At 70.9% G+C, this 18,302-nt stretch carries 11 protein-coding genes and 1 pseudogene; 10 read left to right on the top strand and 2 right to left on the bottom strand.

Annotated elements, in window-relative coordinates:
* Positions 1 to 301: 301 nt before the first annotated feature.
* The 10 genes and pseudogenes from AB0I98_RS19185 to AB0I98_RS19140 all read left to right on the top strand — a co-directional run bounded on the left by AB0I98_RS19185 (position 302) and on the right by AB0I98_RS19140 (position 13,614).
* A complete protein-coding gene (locus AB0I98_RS19185; protein ID WP_362942956.1) occupies positions 302 to 919 on the top strand; it encodes a helix-turn-helix domain-containing protein in 618 nt (205 codons plus the stop codon).
* Between the two features lie 266 nt (positions 920 to 1,185).
* On the top strand, positions 1,186 to 2,766 hold the full coding sequence (locus tag AB0I98_RS19180; RefSeq protein ID WP_362942953.1) for an ABC transporter substrate-binding protein: 1,581 nt from the start codon (positions 1,186 to 1,188) through the stop codon (positions 2,764 to 2,766).
* A gap of 159 nt (positions 2,767 to 2,925) precedes the next feature.
* Complete coding sequence (locus tag AB0I98_RS19175) at positions 2,926 to 4,356, top strand: amidase (RefSeq protein WP_362942950.1); 1,431 nt, start codon at positions 2,926 to 2,928, stop codon at positions 4,354 to 4,356.
* On the top strand, positions 4,353 to 5,384 hold the full coding sequence (locus tag AB0I98_RS19170; protein WP_362942947.1) for an ABC transporter permease: 1,032 nt from the start codon (positions 4,353 to 4,355) through the stop codon (positions 5,382 to 5,384). The genes AB0I98_RS19175 and AB0I98_RS19170 overlap by 4 nt, the downstream gene beginning before the upstream one ends.
* Positions 5,374 to 7,242, top strand: coding sequence for a dipeptide/oligopeptide/nickel ABC transporter permease/ATP-binding protein (locus tag AB0I98_RS19165; RefSeq protein WP_362942944.1), 1,869 nt, complete (start codon positions 5,374 to 5,376; stop codon positions 7,240 to 7,242). The genes AB0I98_RS19170 and AB0I98_RS19165 overlap by 11 nt, the downstream gene beginning before the upstream one ends.
* Positions 7,242 to 8,066, top strand: a complete 825-nt coding sequence (locus AB0I98_RS19160) for an ABC transporter ATP-binding protein (protein WP_362942941.1) — start codon at positions 7,242 to 7,244, stop codon at positions 8,064 to 8,066. The genes AB0I98_RS19165 and AB0I98_RS19160 overlap by 1 nt, the downstream gene beginning before the upstream one ends.
* A gap of 191 nt (positions 8,067 to 8,257) precedes the next feature.
* Positions 8,258 to 8,464: pseudogene (locus AB0I98_RS19155) on the top strand (urease subunit alpha); the annotation flags it as partial.
* 418 nt (positions 8,465 to 8,882) lie between these two features.
* On the top strand, positions 8,883 to 9,323 hold the full coding sequence (locus AB0I98_RS19150; protein WP_362942938.1) for an Lrp/AsnC family transcriptional regulator: 441 nt from the start codon (positions 8,883 to 8,885) through the stop codon (positions 9,321 to 9,323).
* Between the two features lie 51 nt (positions 9,324 to 9,374).
* Positions 9,375 to 12,344, top strand: a complete 2,970-nt coding sequence (locus AB0I98_RS19145; protein WP_362942935.1) for an aminotransferase — start codon at positions 9,375 to 9,377, stop codon at positions 12,342 to 12,344.
* Positions 12,345 to 12,741: 397 nt separating this feature from the next.
* On the top strand, positions 12,742 to 13,614 hold the full coding sequence (locus AB0I98_RS19140; protein WP_362942932.1) for a hypothetical protein: 873 nt from the start codon (positions 12,742 to 12,744) through the stop codon (positions 13,612 to 13,614).
* Between the two features lie 187 nt (positions 13,615 to 13,801).
* On the opposite strand, the gene AB0I98_RS19135 is transcribed toward AB0I98_RS19140, so the two are convergent.
* Together AB0I98_RS19135 and AB0I98_RS19130 are read right to left on the bottom strand one after the other, a co-directional pair.
* Positions 13,802 to 15,067, bottom strand: coding sequence for a DUF418 domain-containing protein (locus AB0I98_RS19135; protein ID WP_362942929.1), 1,266 nt, complete (start codon positions 15,065 to 15,067; stop codon positions 13,802 to 13,804).
* 1,151 nt (positions 15,068 to 16,218) lie between these two features.
* Complete coding sequence (locus AB0I98_RS19130; RefSeq protein WP_362942926.1) at positions 16,219 to 18,171, bottom strand: SMI1/KNR4 family protein; 1,953 nt, start codon at positions 18,169 to 18,171, stop codon at positions 16,219 to 16,221.
* Positions 18,172 to 18,302: the final 131 nt, after the last annotated feature.

The following is an 18,302-nucleotide window of genomic DNA, read 5'->3' as shown; positions in this document are numbered from 1 at the left end:
ACGGCCAACACCGGGGAATGACCAACATCAACTGACAGCGTGAGGTCCACTTTTCATCTGGTGCCCCCGGTCCACGATTCAGCCGTTACCGACAGGTCATGCCGCGTGCCCCCCGGTGACCGGGCCCAGGACGATCCGCTCAACACCAGTCGCTTAGGCTGGTTTCCTTGTCGCCGGTAAGGAGGCGCAGGCCGCGGCAGCGTGTGCTCGCCGTCCGTCCGAGGGAGGCGTTCGCGTGGCAGTTGCCGGAGGCCGGTCAACGAAGCGGCTCCAGCGGGGAACTCTTTCCCAGGGGCTCATCGTGCGGACCGCGCTGCGGATCCTCGACGAGGACGGGCCGGACGCGCTGACCTTCCAGCGGCTCGGCAAGGAACTGTCCTCCTCCGCGACCGCGGTCTACCGGCACTTCGCGAGTCGCGACCACATCATGGTCGCCGTCGCGGAGGAACTCGACAGGATCTCCCTCGAGGGGTACGAGCCGCACGAGTCGTGGACCGAGTCGCTGCGGGACTTGGCGAACCGTGCCTGGGACACCGCGCTGGTCCACCCGGCGGCCGCCGCGCTCTGCATGGGGAGAGTCACCCGGGGCGTTCACGAGTTGCGCGCCGTCGACGCCGTCCTGGAAGCGTTCCACCGCGGCGGCTGGCGCGGCCGGGAGGCCGTCCTGCACTACCAGGCGTTCTCGAACTTCATCCTCGCCATGGCGAGCAACAACGCCTGGCGGCTCGTCAACCAACGGTTCGGCGCCGAGGTGAACTGGGTGCAGGAGTACCAGCCGGCGGATCCTGACGCGTACCCCTACGCCGAGGCGGCGAAGGAGCACCTGCGCAGCCTCGACATGACCGACGTCTTCCACCGGCAGACGGACATCCTCCTCGCGGCCCTTGAGGCGGAGGCGGCGACGCTCCCGCGCGACTGACCTGCGTCAGTCCTCGCGGCCACCGCCCAGCAGCGTTCTCGCGGCCGAAATCGGCGGCAGGGATGGCGCGCACAAAGATAGTTAACGCTATTGACTACGCCGTTCACTTGGCGGCATCCTCTCCCCACCCAGTGCTCCACGGCTCGCTGCCCAGCGGCGTCCACCGAGCGCCGCGCGCACCGCCTCCACCCCGAACTGCTCGCGCTCGTCCCACCAGATCCCGTGCGACCTGTGCAGAGCGCGACATCCTCTCTCCAGGAGCACCCATGCGCCAGACCCGTACCCGCGCGGTCCCCGTGACCGCAGCCGTCGCCATGACGGCCGTACTCGCCGGCTGTACCACCACGGGATCGACGTCCGGAGACCCGAGCGGCGGCGATGCCGCCACGGCGACGAAGATCCGGACGACGATCGACGTGCCGGCCGGCTTCGATCCGGCCAAGGCTCTGTCACTGCCGGACTACCAGCTCGCCCGGAACAGTTACGACACCCTTGTGCGCAAGGACGACGGCGGGCTCGTCGGCGGGCTCGCCACCAAGTGGGAGAACACGCCGACCTCGGCCACGTTCACCCTGCGCGCCGACGCGACCTGCGCCGACGGGACGCCGATCACGCCGACGGTCGTCAAGGGCTCCCTCGACCGCTACATCGACCCGAAGACGGCGGCGCCCGATCTCTCCACGGTCTTCGGCCCCGGCAACACGGTGAAAGTGACCGCCGACGACGCGGCGCGGACGGTGAAGATCACGCTCGCCAGGCCGTGGGGCGACATGGTCACCGGCCTGTCGGTCGCGAGCACGGGCATCGTCTGCCCTGCGGGACTCAAGGACCTCAAGGCCCTTGCCGCCGGTAAGGCCAAGGGCTCCCAGTCCGGCCCGTACCTTCTTGAGAAGTCCCAGTCCGGCGTCTCGTACTCCTACACCCTTCGCCCTGAGTACAAGGCATGGCCGGCCTGGCGTACGAAGATTTCCGGCAAGGTCGCCGCGACGATGGAGTACCTGGTCTCGCCCGACCCGACGGCGACCGGCAACCTCGTGACGAGCGGCCAGCTCGACATCGGCAAGATCGACGCCTCCGGTATCCCGCGCTTCGACGGCGTGGCCGGCCACAGCGTGAGCATCAGCCGGTTCTCCGACTTCTACCTGCTCTTCAACGAACGACCCGGCACGGTCTTCGCGGACGTCGCCACCCGCCGGGCGGTCGCCCAGGCGGTCGACCGCGCCGCCTTCACCAAGATCGTCTCGAAGGACACGGGTGAGCCGTCGACGATGTTCGTGCAGAAGGGCATCCCCTGTAACGACCCCGGCACCTCCTTCCTCGTACCGACGGACAAAGCCGCGGCGGCGGACGTGCTCAAGGGCAAGAAGATCCGCCTCGTCGGCCCCCAGGTCGTCGGGCCCGCCGGCGCCGGAAACCAGTACATCCAGGAGGCGCTGCGGGCCGCGGGCGCGGACGTCACCCTCGCCAACGTCGACGTCGGAGCCTGGGTCGGGACCGTGTTCGGCAAGCCTGACGCCTGGGACCTCACGGTCTTCGCCGACCTCAACTTCCTCGGCAGCCTCGCGGGCCCGCTCGCCCACTTCGTGGGCCCGACCGTCCCCGAAGGCGGCGGCAACCTCGGCGCGGTGAAGAACCCCGCGTTGGACAAGGCCTTCGCCCAGGGCGCCGAGGCGACGACCGAGAAGGCCCGCTGCGCCGCGTACCAGACGGCCGCCAAGGCCCTGATCTCGCAGGTGGACGCGGTGCCGCTGGTCAACGACCCGTTCATCTACGCACTGCGCAAGGGATTCAGCGCACAGATGCTCGGCGGCTCGCTCGACGACCCGATCCTGCGCATCACCGGCTGACGGACGGGCCGTTCGCACGTGGCGGAGACCCACGCGGCGGAGACCCACGCGGCCGGACCCGACCGTCCGGCACGGAGAAACCGTCCGGCACGGAGGATCCCCGCGCTGTTCCGGAGCCCCGCACCGAGACCCTTGCACCATTCCGACAGGAGTCCCCTGGTGATCGACCCATTCAGCACCGCCCAGCAGATCGCCGACCTCGTGCGCACGAAAGAGGTCAGCCCGGTGGAGGTGGCCGAGACCTACCTCGACCGCATCGAGCGGATCAATCCCGCCGTCAACGCCGTCGTCTGGCTCGACGCCGACGCCGTGCGCGCGGCGGCCGTCCGGGCCGAGCAGGCGGTGCTGCGCGGCGAGCCGCTCGGCCCGCTGCACGGCGTCCCCGTCCCCATCAAGGACCTCAACTCCGTCGCGGGACAACCCAACACGATGTCCTCACTGGCGATCCGGGACACCCCGCGGACCACCACGGACCCCGACGTCCAGCTCCTCCTCGACGCCGGCGCGATCCCTCTCGGCCGGACGAACTCGCCGGAGTTCGGCGCTCTGACCGTCTCCGAGAACGCCCGGCACGGCAAGACGCGCAACCCGTGGAACCCGGGGCACACCTCCGGCGGGTCGAGCGGCGGCGCGTCGGCGGCCGTCGCGGCCGGGCTCGCCCCGGTGGCGCACGCCTCCGACGGCGGCGGATCGATCCGGGTCCCGGCGTCCGTCACCGGCCTCGTGGGCCTCAAGCCGAGCCGGGGACGCGTGCCCGCGTTCGTCCGTGGCTGGGAACACTCGACGACCGAAGGCGCGATCACCCGCACCGTGCGCGACGCGGCCCTCATGCTCGACGTCATGGGCCGTCCCGACCGGCTCGGCTGGTACAGCGCGCCCGAACCGGGCCGCCCGTACATCGAGGAGGTCGGTGCCGACCCCGGGCGGCTGCGGATCGGCCTGCTCCTCGACGCGCCGACCGGGCTGCCGGTCGACGAGGAGTGCCGCACGGCGGCGCTGACGGCCGCGCAGGCACTGCGCGACCTGGGACACGAGGTCGTCGAGGCCCGCCCGAAGATGTTCTCGTACGAGGCGATCATGGGCTTCACCTGGACGATCATCAGTGCCTCCACCTACGCCATCGAGGTCGACGATCCCGACGCGGTGGACCCTTACATCCGGCGCCGCCGGGAGACCGCCCTCGAGGTCACCGCGGGCGACTACGCTCGGACGGCCGCCCGCCTCCAGGCCGAGTCACGTGACGTGGTCGCCCAGTGGGGCCGGGACTTCGACGTTCTCCTCACCCCGACCACGGCGGTCGTGGCGCCGCCGGTCGGCCCCGTGTACGAAGAGGCGAACTCCGACCCGGACGGCCCGCGGGCCACCGAGACCCGGATGGTCTCGTTCACCGCGTTCGTCAACATCGCCGGGCTGCCCGCCATCTCGCTGCCCGTCCATACGACCCCGGACGGACTGCCGGTCGGCGCGCAACTCGTCGGCGCACCCTACGACGAGGCGACGCTGCTGCGACTCTCGGCCCAGCTCGAACCACGGTTCCGCTGGCACGAGCGGCATCCGGACGACGCGGCGCTCACGGCGGCGGCGCTGTGAGCGCCGGGTCCGCGGTCCCGACCGGGCCGCTGCCTGCCGCACCCGTCCGGCGTGTTCCCCGGCTGCGGCTGGGCGGTGGCTGGGCCGGGTTCGCCGTCCGCCGGGCGGGTGGCCTGCTGATGTCCATGCTGCTGCTCGTCCTGGTGACGTTCCTCATCGTGCCCCTGCTGCCCGGGGACCCGGCCCGGGCGATCGCCGGCACCAACTCGTCCCCGGCCACGCTCGCGGCGATACGCGAACGACTCGGCCTCGACGAGCCGATGGCGACGCGGTTCGTCCACTACCTCGGCGACATCGCGTCCGGACGGCTCGGCACCTCGTTCCGGTTCGACACCCCGGTCGCGGACATCGTCGCGACCCGGTTGCCGTACACCGTCCAGCTCGTCATCCCGGCCGTCCTGCTCTCCCTGGTCATCGCCGTCCCGCTGGGCATGACCGTCGGTGTCCTCACCCGTGACGGACGCCGCCGTCGGCTCGGCGTCGGCTTCGGCACGGTCGCCGGGCTCCTCGCGTCGGCGCCGGTCTACGTCGTCGCGACCCTCCTCATCGTCCTGTTCTCGATCAGCCTCGGGTTGCTGCCGTCCGGCGGCGCCACGACACCGAGCGCGCTCGTCCTGCCGATCGCCGCGCTCTGTATCGGCCCGGCCTTCGCCATCGCCCGGGTCGTCCGGCAGGAGACGGCCTCGGTGCTCGCCCAGGACTACATGAGGACCGCCCGCGGCCACCGTCTGGGATCCGTGCGTCTCCACCTCCGGCACGCGCTGCCCAACCTCGTGACGAGTGTCCTCACCCTGAGCGGTCTCGTCCTCACGTCCCTGCTCGGCGGGACGATCATCCTGGAGAACGTCTTCACCTACCCAGGGCTCGGCACCGAGGTCGTCCAGGCGATCATCTACAAGGACTATCCGGTGATCCAGGGCATCATCCTCGTCGTCGGCATGCTCGCCCTGCTCGTCAACCTCCTCGTCGACGTCGTCCTCGGCATCGTCGACCCCCGCACCCTCGAGGGAGGTCGTCGTGGCCACTGAAATGACCGTGCGCCGATGGCGACGCAACCCGTCGCTGCTGTCCGGCGCGGTGATCCTCGGACTGCTCCTCGTCGTGGCCCTCGTGGCCCCGCCGCTGCTGAGCGACTCCGCCGAGACCCTCACCGACGACGCCCGGCTCGGGCCCGGCGCCGACCATCTCCTCGGCACCGACGCCTTCGGCCGTGACGTCCTCGCCCGGGCGCTCGTCGCGACCCGGCTCACCCTGCTCATGGCCGCCGCCGCCACCGCCGCCTCGTTCGTCGTCGGCGTCGCGATCGGCGCGCTGGTCCACCTGGCCCCCGGGTGGCTGCGCGAGACCTGTCTGCGGCTCATCGACTCGGCGGTTGCCTTCCCCTCGCTTGTGCTCGCCCTCGTCATCGCGGCGGTGCTCGGACCGGGCACGGTGTCCGCGATCGTCGCGATCGCCGTCGCCGGCGTCCCCGGGTTCGCGCGATTGACGGCGAATCTCGCCGCGACCGTCGCGGACAAGGACTACGTGCTCACCGCGCGCCTGCTCGGCGTTCCCGGCCTGCGCATCCTGGGCCGGCATGTCCTGCCGAACATCAGCGGGCCGCTGCTGGTGCTCCTCAGTTCGAGCTTCACCCTGTCCCTGCTCGACATCAGCAGTCTGTCGTTCGTCGGCCTCGGTGTGCAGAACCCGCAGTACGACTGGGGCCGGCTGCTCAACGAGGCGCTGCCGTCGATCTTCGCCCAGCCGTCGATCGTCCTCGCTCCGTCGGTCATGCTCATCGTCACCGGTGTGGGCGCCATGCTCCTCGGAGACGGCGTGGCCTCCCTCGTCGACCCGCGAACCCGCGGCACAGCGCCCGCACCGGCCAAGACGGCGGACGCGGCGGGACCGGCCGCTCCGGCACAGGACGGCGCGGCGGAGGCGCCTCAGGCGCTTCAGGCGTCGGGCGGTGCGGGGGCAGCGTCCGGCACGGAACCGGACGGCCTGCTGACCGTCGCCGGGCTGACCGTGCGGGCCGGCGACCGGACACTCGTCGACGACGTGTCGTTCACCATCGGGGCAGGCCAGATCGTCGGCCTCGTAGGGGAGTCGGGCTCGGGCAAGTCCACCATCGCCATGGCGGTCGCGGGCCTGCTCCCCGAGGGCGTACGGGCGAACGCGTCGCGCCTTGCCCTCGGCGACCTCGACCTGCTCGGAACACCGCCCGAGCGACGCCTCGCGACCGAGATCGGCATCGTCTACCAGGACCCGATCGGCACGTTCAACCCCGCGCTGCGGCTCGGCACCCAGCTCACCGAGGTGGCCAGGGTGCATCTGGGGACGCCCCGGCGTCAGGCCGCGCAGGACATGGTCCGCGCCCTGGCCGACATCCACGTCACAGAGCCGGACCGGCGACTGCGCCAGCACCCGCACGAGCTGAGCGGCGGCATGCTCCAGCGCGCCTCGATCGCCTCCGCGATGACGACGAACCCGCGGCTGCTCATCGCCGACGAACCGACGACGGCCCTCGACGTCACCGTCCAGGCGGAGGTGCTGCGGCAGTTCCGGCGCATCAACCGCGAGCACGGCACGGCGATGCTGTTCATCTCGCACGACATCGGCGTGGTCGGCGTGCTCTGCGACACCGTCCTGGTGCTCCACGGCGGCCGGGTCGTCGACCGGACGACGGGCGGCGACCTGCGCCGGGGAACGGTCACCCACCCGTACACCCGCGCGTTGCTCGCGGCGACGCCCGCCGCGGACGAGGCCGGTGGAACCCTCAGCGCGGTCCGGTGGACGGCCGACGCGTATGCGGCGCAACCGAGCGGGGCGCCGTCGGACGACCTTTCCGACGACCTATCTGACAAAGCCGCGGACCGCCCCCCGGCCGCGGAAGGGAGCCGCTGATGTCCGCCACAGCCACCGCACCGGACCTGCAGACGGCCGCCCCGCTGCTGCGCGTCGAGGACCTCACCGTCGAGCTCGGCCACGGCGCCGCGGCCCGCAGGGTGCTCAAGGGAGTCTCGTTCGACATTCCCCGGGGCAGCACCCTCGCACTCGTCGGCGAGTCCGGGTCGGGCAAGACGACGCTCGCGCGGACACTCGTCGGCGTCCACAGGCCGTCGAGCGGCCGGATCCTCGTGGACGGCGCCCCGCTGCGCACCTCGCGCGGACGGGCGGGAGCCGCGACGGTCCAGATGATTCCGCAGGACCCGTACTCCTCGTTCGACCCGCGGCGCACCGTCGCGCAGTCGCTCGCCGAGGCACTCGATCCGATCCGGGCCAGGGTCAAACCGGTCCGGACCCGGATCGCCGAGCTGCTCAGCCAGGTGAGCCTCGACCCGGGCACCATGGACCGCTACCCGCACGAGTTCTCCGGCGGCCAACGGCAGCGGCTGGCGATCGCACGGGCCCTCGCACCGCGTCCCCGGTTCGTCATCGCCGACGAGATCACCTCGGCACTCGACCTGACGACCCAGGCCGAGATCCTCAACCTGCTCGCCGATCTGCGCCGCCGGCTCTCGCTGACGATGCTGTTCATCTCGCACGACCTGGCCGTCGTCCGGCACGTCAGCGACACGGTCGCGGTCCTGCTGCACGGGGACCTCGTCGAACTCGGCCCGACCGGAGCCACCTTCGCCGCGCCGAACCACCCGTACACCGCTCAACTCCTCGCGTCCGTACCGGGCGACCCGAGGTTCCGCCTCGACGACGAGCCCGCCAGGACGTGAACCGACCGGACGCGGTGCGGCTTCCAGCCCGCCGACCGGCCCATGCCGGTCGGCGGGCCGTGCGGCGCTGTCGGCCGGGACCTCGCCGCGCGCGGGGCGGCACCGCGGCACGGTCCCTCACTCAGAGCGAGGGCGAGGACGAGCGCGTGCGCGGCTTGCTGGTGACGACGGACAACGGCAAGCACATCGGGGAAGGCCGGATCTGCTCGGTCGGGCGGGCCGGGAATCCCGACACCCTCGACGGGGTCGACGTCGTCGAGGGCACCGGGACCTCGATCGTGTCCGGCGAGGGGCTCATCGCGACCGCCGGAGCCGTCGACACCCACGTCCACCTGCTGTCGCCGCGGATCATAGAAGCCTCGCTCGCCTCCGGCGTCACCACGATCATCGGGCAGGAGATCGGCTGTTGCGGTGCGCCGGGGCGTGCGGCATGACCACCCCGGGAGCCGACACACTTGCCCGGTCTGTGAGGGCATCTTCACCGCCAACCCCCGCCTGCGGCAGGTCTATTGCTCGCTCGACTGCCGACGCGACGCCGAGCGGCCCGGCCCTCCATCACCAACCGGGTTCCCGACATCACCCCTCTCCGTCGGACTCCGTGATGGACTCCGCCTGACCGTCACTGATCAACAGGACTCGGAGACCTTCGGTCGCCGGGTCCTCGCACAACGTCAGGACTCTTGAGCGCGCACTGGAACCCGCCCACATGATTCGCTCGATTCCATCGTCCTCACACTTGAATCGAGCAAACCGATCCGGCATTGTGCTTGAAACAAGCGCAATGTCTGCCGTTCACGCAGGAGAGAGAGGTACTGCATGGACGACATCGACCGGGCCATCCTGCGGGAGCTGCAGGTCGACGGCCGGATTCCTTACGCCGATCTGGGTCCGAAGGTGGGGTTGTCACCCTCGGCCGCGAGGCTCCGGCTGCAGCGGCTGATCGACACCAAGGCGGTCCAGGTCGTCGGAGTGACCGACCCGATGACGATGGGCCAGCAGGCGATGGCACTCCTGGGTTTGCGCGTCGACGGCGATTCCCGGGCGGTCGCCGATGAACTGTCCCAGCACGACGAAGTCGTGTACACGGTCCTGACGGCCGGCGGCTTCGACCTGTTCGCGGAGGTGGTGTGCCCTCAGCCCCGGGATCTTCTGGACTTCATCAACGACGTCGTGCGGCCCGTCGAGGGTGTCGCATCCGTGGAGAACTTCCCCTACTTCGCGATTCACACTCACCGCTTCTTGTGGAACGTCGACTGAGGCATCCGAGCGTCCGAGCCCTGTTTGCCCGCACCAGCCGAGGAATCCCGCATGCTGCCCGACGAGCACCGCACGATCGACTTCTTCACCGAGGACGCCCTTCCCGCACCCCGTATGGCGCCGGCCGAGGCTGAGTTCATCGCTGCCGAACACCTCGGCATCACCGCTCGCGCGGAGGCGCTGGGCAGCCAGCAGGATGCCAACTTCCTGCTGCACACAGACGACGGGACGCCCGCGGCGATTCTGAAGATCGCCAACCCCGCCTTCGGCACGGTGGAGATCGACGCCCAGGACGCGGCAGCCGACCTGATCGCCTCGGCCCGCCCGGAACTGCGTATCGCCACGGTCCTGCGCCGCCCCGACGGCTCCCCGCGGCGCACGACGGTGGACACCGAGAACGGTCCGGCCGTCGCGCGCCTGCTGCGCTACCTGCCCGGCGGCACGCTCTCGGGACCACGGCATCTGTCCCCCCGCAGCGTGGCGGGCATGGGCACCCTCGTCGCAAAGGTCAGCACCGCCCTGCGCCACTTCCGGCACCCGGGCCTCGACCGCGTGCTCCAGTGGGACCCGCAGCACGCGGATCGCGTCGTCGCCAAGCTCGCCGGGCACATCGACGAACCCGACCGGCGCACCGCCGTCCGGACCGCGACCGCCGAGGCCTGGGCGCATGTCCAGAAGCTCGCCGCCACGCTGCCGTCGCAGGCGGTGCACCTGGACCTCACCGACGACAATCTGATCCGCCGTCCCGACAGCCGTCCGCCCATGCCGGACGGGGTCATCGACTTCGGTGACGTGACCACGAGCTGGGCGGTCGGAGAACTCGCCGTGTCACTGTCCTCGATGCTCCACCACGACGGTGTCGAGCCGCACCACGTGCTGCCGGCCGTCAGCGCCTTCCACGCCGTTCGGCCGCTCTGCCCCGAGGAAGCCGAGGCGGTGTGGCCGCTCGTGGTCCTGCGTGCCGCCGTCCTGGTGGCCAGCGGGCGGCAGCAGGCCGCCGTCGACGAGGACAACGTCTATGCCAAGGCCGCGCTCGACCGCGAATGGCGCATCTTCGAACAGGCCACCTCGCTGCCCCTGCCGGTGATGATCCGCCTCATCAGGGACGCGACCGGTATGGCGGACGTGCCTGCCCGGACCACGCGGGCCGATGCGCCGGTGCGTCCTCTCCTGCGGGACCTCGTCGCCGGCGACATCACCCTCCTCGACCTGTCCACCGACGCCGATTCCATGGACCACGGAGCCTGGATGGACGCCGGCACCGAGGCCCGGCTGGTGACCTCCGCGCTCGCGGACGGAGCGGCCGCCGTCGCCACCCGGTACGCCCATACGCGACTCACCCGGACACCGGCGCTGTCGGCGGTGTCCACCGCCACGGTGCCCACCGGAATCGACCTCTGGCTCGGCCGGGATGCCGTGGTGCAGGCGCCCGCCGCGGGGAAGGTCCTTGCCGCGGCGCCGGGCCACGTGGAACTCGCTTACGGCGTACAGGTGTTGACGCTGTCCTTCCCCGGTGCGGTCCAGCCCCCGGTCACCACCGGTGCGACGGTGCAGGCGGGCGAGGACATCACCCACCTCAGCTCCGGTGCCTCGGTCCACGTCGCACTGCGCGACGCCGCCGGCCCCGCTGCCCCGCGCCTGGTCCGCCCCGAATACGCCGCCGGCTGGCTCGCGCTCACCGCCGACCCCGCCCCGCTCCTCGGCCTCCCGGCCGACTCCGGCCGTACGCGCGAGAGGGACCTGCTCGACCGGCGTGACGCCGCGTTCGCCACCGTGCAGGAGCACTACTACGCCAACCCTCCGCGTATCGAACGTGGTTGGCGCCACCATCTGCTGTCCACCGACGGCCGGTCGTACCTCGACATCGTCAACAACGTCACCCCACTCGGCCACGCCCACCCCCGCGTCGAGCAGGCGGTCTCCCGGCAGTTGCGGCGGCTCAACACCAACTCGCGCTTCCACTACGCGTCCGTGGTGGAGTTCACCGAGCGCCTCGCCAACCTCCTCCCCGACCCTCTCGACACGGTGTTCCTCGTCAACTCCGGTTCGGAAGCGGTGGATCTGGGCCTTCGGCTGGCCATCGGGGCCTCCGGCCGACAGGACGTCGTCGCGCTGCGCGAGGCGTACCACGGCTGGACGTACGCCTCCGACGCGGTCTCCACCTCGCTCCAGGACAACCCGAACGCCCCGGCCACCCGCCCGAGTTGGGTGCACACCGTGGACTCGCCCAACTCCTACCGCGGCCGCCACCGCGGGCCGGACGCCGTGCGCTACGCACCCGAGGCCGTCGCGGTGATCGACGAACTGGCCGCTGCCGGCCGCCCGACGGGAGCGTTCATCGGCGAGACCTTCTACGGCAACGCCGGAGGAGTCGCCCTTCCCGACGGCTATCTCGCCCAGGTGTACGCGGCGGTACGGCGTCACGGCGGCCTGGCCGTCGCCGACGAGGTCCAGGTCGGATACGGCCGCCTGGGACACTGGTTCTGGGGCTTCGAGCAGCAGCAGGTCATCCCCGACATCGTCTGTGTCGCCAAGGCCATGGGCAACGGACACCCCCTCGGCGCCGTCATCACGTCGAAGGCGGTCGCGGACCGGTACCGCGACCAGGGCTACTTCTTCTCCTCCACCGGCGGCAGCCCCGTCTCCAGCATCGTGGGTCTCACCGTCCTGGACACCCTGCGCGACGAAGACCTCCAGGGCAACGCGGCGCGTGTCGGCGGCCATCTGAAAAGCCGGCTCGAGGCACTGGCCGACCGCTACGGCATCATCGGCGCCGTCCACGGCTCGGGCCTCTACCTCGGCCTCGAACTCGTCCGGGACCGCGCCGGCCTGGAACCCGCCACAGAAGAGACCGCCGAACTCTGCGACCGCATGCTCGACCTCGGCGTGATCGTCCAGCCCACCGGGGACCACCTCAACATCCTCAAGATCAAGCCACCGCTGTGCATCGACACCACCGCAGCCGACTTCTTCGCCGACATGCTCGACCTGGCCCTCACCCAACTCGGCCACTCCCGCTGACGTCGCACATCCGGAGGCCCGGGGCCCGGCGGCGCGCTGTTCTGGTCGAACATCAACCCGTACGGAACCTTCCGCCCGGAGATGGACAAGGGCCTCGACCTCGGGGGTCCGTCTTGCAACGCCTCAAGACCGACGGGGTGAGCGCAGGCATGCCAGCAGACGGCATGCCGCAAGGCGGCCGGAGCGAAACCGTGAACCTCGACGAGGTGTCGGCGGCGGAGCTGTGGGGCCGGGTGGTTGGGGCGGCAGGTGAAGCGCAAGCGCAGGCAAACATGTGTAGCCAGGGCTGACAGCTTCGGCCTACTCAACGCTTCAAGCCAATCGCCATTGGCTTTGCGCGCTGCCACAATTGTGGGTGTGCTGGGGGGCGCCGGGCCCCGGGGATGAAGGAGTGGCCATGGTCAGCGGCGAGGGAACGATCGAGGTCGCGCCCTTGTTGGCCGGGTGCTACGCGGTTACCGCCCGGGTCGGCGAGGGTGCGGGGCGGGGCACCGAGTGGGTGTCCGGCAGCGGCAAAGACCGCAAGCGGTGGGCTGCCGCACGTCGGCGGTTCGAGAGGGACCGCGCGGACGCCGACGCGGTGTTGGACGCCCCGGTCGAACGGCCATGGTGGCGGCGCGGCCGGCGGCTGGCCCGGGTCCGGTGGTTGCCCGGGTACCGGGCCGAGCAGCGGGCGCGGGCCGCGCAACGCGCCGAACGCGCGGCGTTGCTGGGCCGAGCCGAGCAGCGGTACCGGCCGGTGCACGAGGAGATCCTCACCCGGGTCACGGTGGTCCGCGAGGAGCGGGAGCGCGCGGCGCGGGTTGCCCGGGAGCGGCAGGAGCGACCCGCCGACGTGGCCCGCCGCCAGGTGTGGGGCTGGGTCTGGAAAGGACGGTCGGTCGCCGTGGTGTTCCGACACGACGTGGAAGAGGCCCACTCACTGCTGGCCGATGCGGGCGTGCGGGCGCGCGGGCCGCTGACGCTGTACCAGGTCGGTGACGAGCTGTACGAGTACGGCATGACAACCGTACGCTGGGACGACGCGACGAAACGGGCCGTGGTCGCCGACTGCGCCGAGGCCGGGCACTGGCTCACCTTCACCGAGTGGTGGGCGGCCGTTGGCCCCTGGGAACAGCCACACCGAGGTCCCACCGCCTGGTGCACGAACCGGCCCCGGTGGCCAGTGCCGACGTACCGCAGCCGCGAACGGCTCCGCGAACAGCTTGAGCGGGGCACCAGCCACCACAGCAGCTACGGGGTCGGCGACTCGGGGTTCGGAGGCTTCTAACCTCCGCGGCTGGCCGTCTCATGCCACGAGCAGACCTCATGTGCGTCGCGGCACTCGCGGTGGGGTCGTGTCCCGCGTCGTGGTGTAGCCGATCAAGCTTTGCGCGTTCCGGTACGAGACCGCCGGCGATCTCCCGCAGAGGTGGCAGTCCACGAGGCGCCCTGCTGAGGGGCCCAGCCCAGCCGCGTCACCCCGCCCGGCCCCGCGCCCCGTACATCAGCCGTCGCAGCACCACCTCCACCGGCCCCCGGCGCCCCGCCCGCTCCAGGGCGTACGCCCCCGCCACAGTGATCAGCCAGACGCCGACCGCGAAGAGCGCCATGGTCGCGCTGGTCAGGTGTTCGCCCAGCCCGAGGCCCCAGGCGGCCAGCACCGGGGCGAAGAGCAGCGAGTGCGCGAGGTAGCAGGACAGGGACCGCTTGCCGACCGCCGAGACCGCCGCCACTACTGCTGAACCCCGTCGGGTCCTCCTGCTCGTCCACCAGTGCGCGAACAAGGCGACGGCGGCGACGTAGCCGAGTCCGGCGGCGTTGCCCGTGAGTTCCCGGAGCAGGTAGAGCGCTCCCGTTTCGCTCTGCGCGTCGTCCGGTACGTCGAGGGCCCCGACGTGGGCGAGCGCGGCGGGCAGTGCGCCGAGCCAGCCGACCGTGACGCCGATGACGGCTGTGCGGCGCAGAAGGGTCCGATGGAGCCCGGGTTCCTCCAGGACACGGCGGCGTGCCGCCCAGAAGCCGAGCAGGAAGATGACGTAGCCGCCGCCGACGAGCGCGAGCAGGCCGCCGGAGGTGACAAACAGGCCGGTGGACACGCGGGTGCCGGCCGCGTCGAGCCAGCTCTTCTCCTCCGCGGCGTACGCCACGTAGCCCGCATCCGCGTCGGAGGCGTTCCCGAGGGAGCCCAACTCTCCCTGGAGCAGAGCCGATACGACCGGCTGCAGCGCCAGGAGCACCATCTGGGCGCCGCCGATCCAGATCCACCACTTCAGTGCGCGTTCGCTTCGCCGCAGGAAGACGAGGCCGAGGACGAGGCTCAGCACTCCGTAGTAGCCGACGATGTCGCCCGCCATCAGCAGAGCGGAGTGCGTCAGGCCGATGACGATCAGCCAGAGACTGCGCCTGCGCAAGATCCGGACCGTGTCCCTCTCGGAGGTGCCTGCTGTCGTCTGCCGCAGATAGAGCTGCATCATCCCGTAGCCGAAGAGGAACGCGAAGAGCGGATAGATCCGCAGGTCCAGCACGGTGATCATGGTGAACTGCACCGCGTGGTCGAGCCACGAGCCGTCCACGGGCTGCCATCCCGCAGGTCCGCCCCGCGCCGTCCAGAGGTGGAAGGCCGTGTTGGAAAGGACGATGAGCAACAGCATGAATCCGCGCGCGAGGTCGGGTGCGAGCGCCCGCTCCTCGGCCCGTACGCCCCCGCGCCGCACAGGCTTCTCTTTGCTCGCGATCGTCATGGACCCACGCTAAGAAGGTCCTGACCCGTCCCGACATCGGTCGGTGGTCGCGCGGCGGCCGACCAAGGGATGATGCAGGGGCGGGGCGCCGCGACCAAAGTTGCAACAACGGCCGGGGCCAATCCTGTGTTTGAGCTACTTGCGGACGCGGGACAGGTCCCGCGATCTGGCTGTAGCTGGTCGACGAGCGGTAAACACCCATCCGCGCCTGTCGCCCACCGCTTCTCCGCCGGCTCAACCTTCCCTACGTTCTTCTCTGGGACCGGGCGAGCCCTTCGTATGGTTGGCCCACCCCGGGGCGTCGGGTGGTGAGCGCTCTGTGTTCAACAGTGGTTGGTCAATTTGCTCAGAGATACTTGGTCACAGCGGTCTCGACTTTGACCGGGCCTGTCCCGCGGCTGTTGGGCAGGGAGCGCTTACTGAGATGGCCCAGATCGACCGCAGTTCTTGGGTTTTCCTTGTAGACGACCCAACTGGGGTCAAGGGGGCGCAGGTTCAAATCCTGTCGTCCCGACTTTGCTTTTCGCAGGTCGGAAGCCGTTCTCTCGATTACGGGAGGGCGGCCTTTCGCGTGCCCGGAGGGCTGGTGGTCGCAGGCCGAATCTGGGGACGGCTCGCGGGGGAGCAGAAGCCGGGCGAGGCGGGGGAGCGGAGCCGTTGGATGTGGTCGCGTGGTGATCGCGGCCGATCCGGCCGGGCCTGCCGGTCGGCTTTCTGCTCGGCCGGGGTGAGGGTGTGTTCGATGGTGTCGACGGCTTCGCGGGCGGCCTGCTGGGTGAGGTGCCGCAGATCGTGAACGGTCACTCGGGGAACACCCGCTTCGTCGGACAGGTGCCGGAGTCTGTCCAGAACGGCGCTGGGCCGCAGTGGCCGGCCGTCGGGTCGGCAGAAGACCAGCCCTCTGAAGGGGGTGCCCGGGTTGCTGTGGGTGCGGGCGCTTGAGCGGGCCCGGTGCCCGAGGGCCGCGGCGACGCAGGGTGAGGTTGGGGCGTTACTCGGGACCGGCAGCGTGAGACGACGAAGCTGCGTCGGGGGCGGGGCTTCGTTGCGCAAGGGGCTACGACGAAGCCCGGGGAGTTCGTCTCCGACATCCCAGGGCTTCCTGCTCTCGACTCTCACCGCATTGAGAATGTGCGCGGCCTGGCCGGTCTCTACCTGCTCCCCGACTCGTCCTCTCCCGCCCGCCGGCCTTCCGCGGGGCGGGCGTCTCCCCAGCCCATCCGGATGACCGCGTACGTCTCGCCGTCCCTGGGCGGCCGTGTCCAGGAGCGGGTGGTGAATGTGTGCAGCCGCCCGTTCACGATTGCGTGACGCGGCAGAGATGCCCCGAACTCCCCGGCCACCGCTTTCAGCAGCGACCGTTCCACCTCGACCCCGTCCTCCAGATCGCCGAAGAACCGGCTCGGGTCCAGCGCCGGCGGTATCTCCCCGTTCTGCCGGATCTCTCCGTCCGCGTAGGTGAATGCGTACTGCTCGGCACCGTCTCGCGCCACGGAAAGGTGGAAGAACGGCTCCCCGTGCCATGTCCTCAGGCCGCTCCACACCACCACCGCTCGGGTGCCCGCGCTGGCGGCCGCGGCCGGGGAGACGAACCGCCGCCGGTCGAACGGGGCGGGATCGCCGTCGAAGGCGAAGCTCCAGCCGGTGCCGGCCCGGCCGACCGCCATGAGAGCCCTGTCGTCGTAGGACGAGAACTCCCGCTGGTTGTGCAGCGATCTGTGGCGCGCCTCCCAGAAGGTCATGGGTTCGTTCAGCACGGTGCCGTCCCCGTCCGTGAGTCGGCTGGGCAACTCCTCCGGCTCCACACCTTCCACCAGGACGAACCGGTAGGACGTGCGGTTGTTGCCCGGGTCCGGCTCCGCGAGCCACGCAAGGTTGCCCGGGTCGAGCCCAGCCGTCGGACCCGGCGGCTCACTCGCCTGCCCGCCCCTGGGAGTGGACAGCAGCTCCCGGCCCCGCTCCGGGGTCAGCAGTGGTCCGAGAACGGGGTCGGCTACCCACCCCAGGGGCGCCAGGTGGTCCGGTCCCAGCGGCTCCCACAGGGGCAGGGCATTTATCAGTGTCCGCCACGCCCCGTCGGAGTCTCCCCACCGCGCCAGCTCCCGCGCCCGCTCGACCGCTTCCCCGAACGGTCCGGCCGCCGCGTACCGGTACGTTCCATCCCTCACCTGATCCAGCGTCCTGTACGCCAGTGACACCAGGTCGTCGTCGGCGCCCCGCAGATGGAACGTCAGCGTGGAGTCGTCCCGGTACGAGTGCGCCGCGTGCTCGGCGACCAGCGGTGGCAGCAGCTCGGGCGCATACTGCGGGTCCGTCACCAGGCCGTCGAAGTACACCATGTGGGTCTGTCCGAGCAGGCGACGGATCTGGTCGCCCAGACCGGCGGCCCGCGGTCTGCCGTACGCCTTGGCCTCGTCCAACACCTTCCCGGCCCGCTCCCAGTCGCCGCGCAGCGCCTCCAGCCGGGCCTCCTCCACCTGGGCGTCCAGCTGTCGTGTCGTGTCGTTGACGAACACCGGCTCCCCGTCGCTCGGATGCGCGTGCAGGCTGTGGAACTCCCGGTGCATGTCCCGCATGTACTCAAGGAAGTTCGCGTGCCGCTCGGGTGGCGCGGCCCGCCAGCTCGCCCACGTGTAGACGGCCCACTCACCGTCCTCGTCCACGTCTTCGGGATCCATGAGCACGTGGGAGGCGTCGGACTCGATGTCGAGCTGCAACCCGCGACGCCAGATGTCCACCTCCCGCCGCTCTTCGGGCCCGGCGTCCTCGTCCAGGTACTCCTCGAACATGTCCGCGAGCCCCGACTCGTTGTTGTGCCAGCGCGCGTTCTCGGTCCCCGCCAGCAGCCACACGAACCCGCCCGCGTGCCGCCACCCGTCGCTGACCTCGAGGAACTCCCGGTACGACGGGGGCATCCGTCGGCCGAGGCGCTGCTCCATGGCTGCGATCCGCTCCGCGGATGCGGGCGGGAACCCGAGCCAGCGCGCTCGCCGTGCGGCCTCGTCGTCCTCGCTCCGCGTCTCGTCCTCGGGCAGGGAGTCCGCCCACTCCCCGCTCCACCTGAGCAGGAAGGACCGCCAGTCGAATGCCGTGGTGTCCGTCATGCACCCGATGCTGTCACCCGCCACTGACAGTGCTCCGCCGCTTGCTGCGGCCAACGGGACTCTCGTACGCGCCCGGCACAGCTGGGTGTGCGCGCGTGCCCAGTGCACGGGCGAGGATCACTGTCTGCTGC

Source organism: Streptomyces sp. NPDC050211 (assembly GCF_040656035.1).
Taxonomy (GTDB): Bacteria; Actinomycetota; Actinomycetes; order Streptomycetales; family Streptomycetaceae; genus Streptomyces.
Note: the sequence above shows the minus strand (reverse complement) of the source record. Positions and strands in the feature narration are given on the sequence as shown.

Bases quoted from the DNA above. Each gene is read 5' to 3' on its own strand.
- AB0I98_RS19180 (WP_362942953.1), top strand. From the start codon at position 1,186: ATGCGCCAGACCCGTACCCGCGCGGTCCCCGTGACCGCAGCCGTCGCC.
- AB0I98_RS19160 (WP_362942941.1), top strand. From the start codon at position 7,242: ATGTCCGCCACAGCCACCGCACCGGACCTGCAGACGGCCGCCCCGCTG.
- AB0I98_RS19150 (WP_362942938.1), top strand. From the start codon at position 8,883: ATGGACGACATCGACCGGGCCATCCTGCGGGAGCTGCAGGTCGACGGC.
- AB0I98_RS19145 (WP_362942935.1), top strand. From the start codon at position 9,375: ATGCTGCCCGACGAGCACCGCACGATCGACTTCTTCACCGAGGACGCC.
- AB0I98_RS19140 (WP_362942932.1), top strand. From the start codon at position 12,742: ATGGTCAGCGGCGAGGGAACGATCGAGGTCGCGCCCTTGTTGGCCGGG.
- AB0I98_RS19135 (WP_362942929.1), bottom strand. From the start codon at position 15,067: ATGACGATCGCGAGCAAAGAGAAGCCTGTGCGGCGCGGGGGCGTACGG.
- AB0I98_RS19130 (WP_362942926.1), bottom strand. From the start codon at position 18,171: ATGACGGACACCACGGCATTCGACTGGCGGTCCTTCCTGCTCAGGTGG.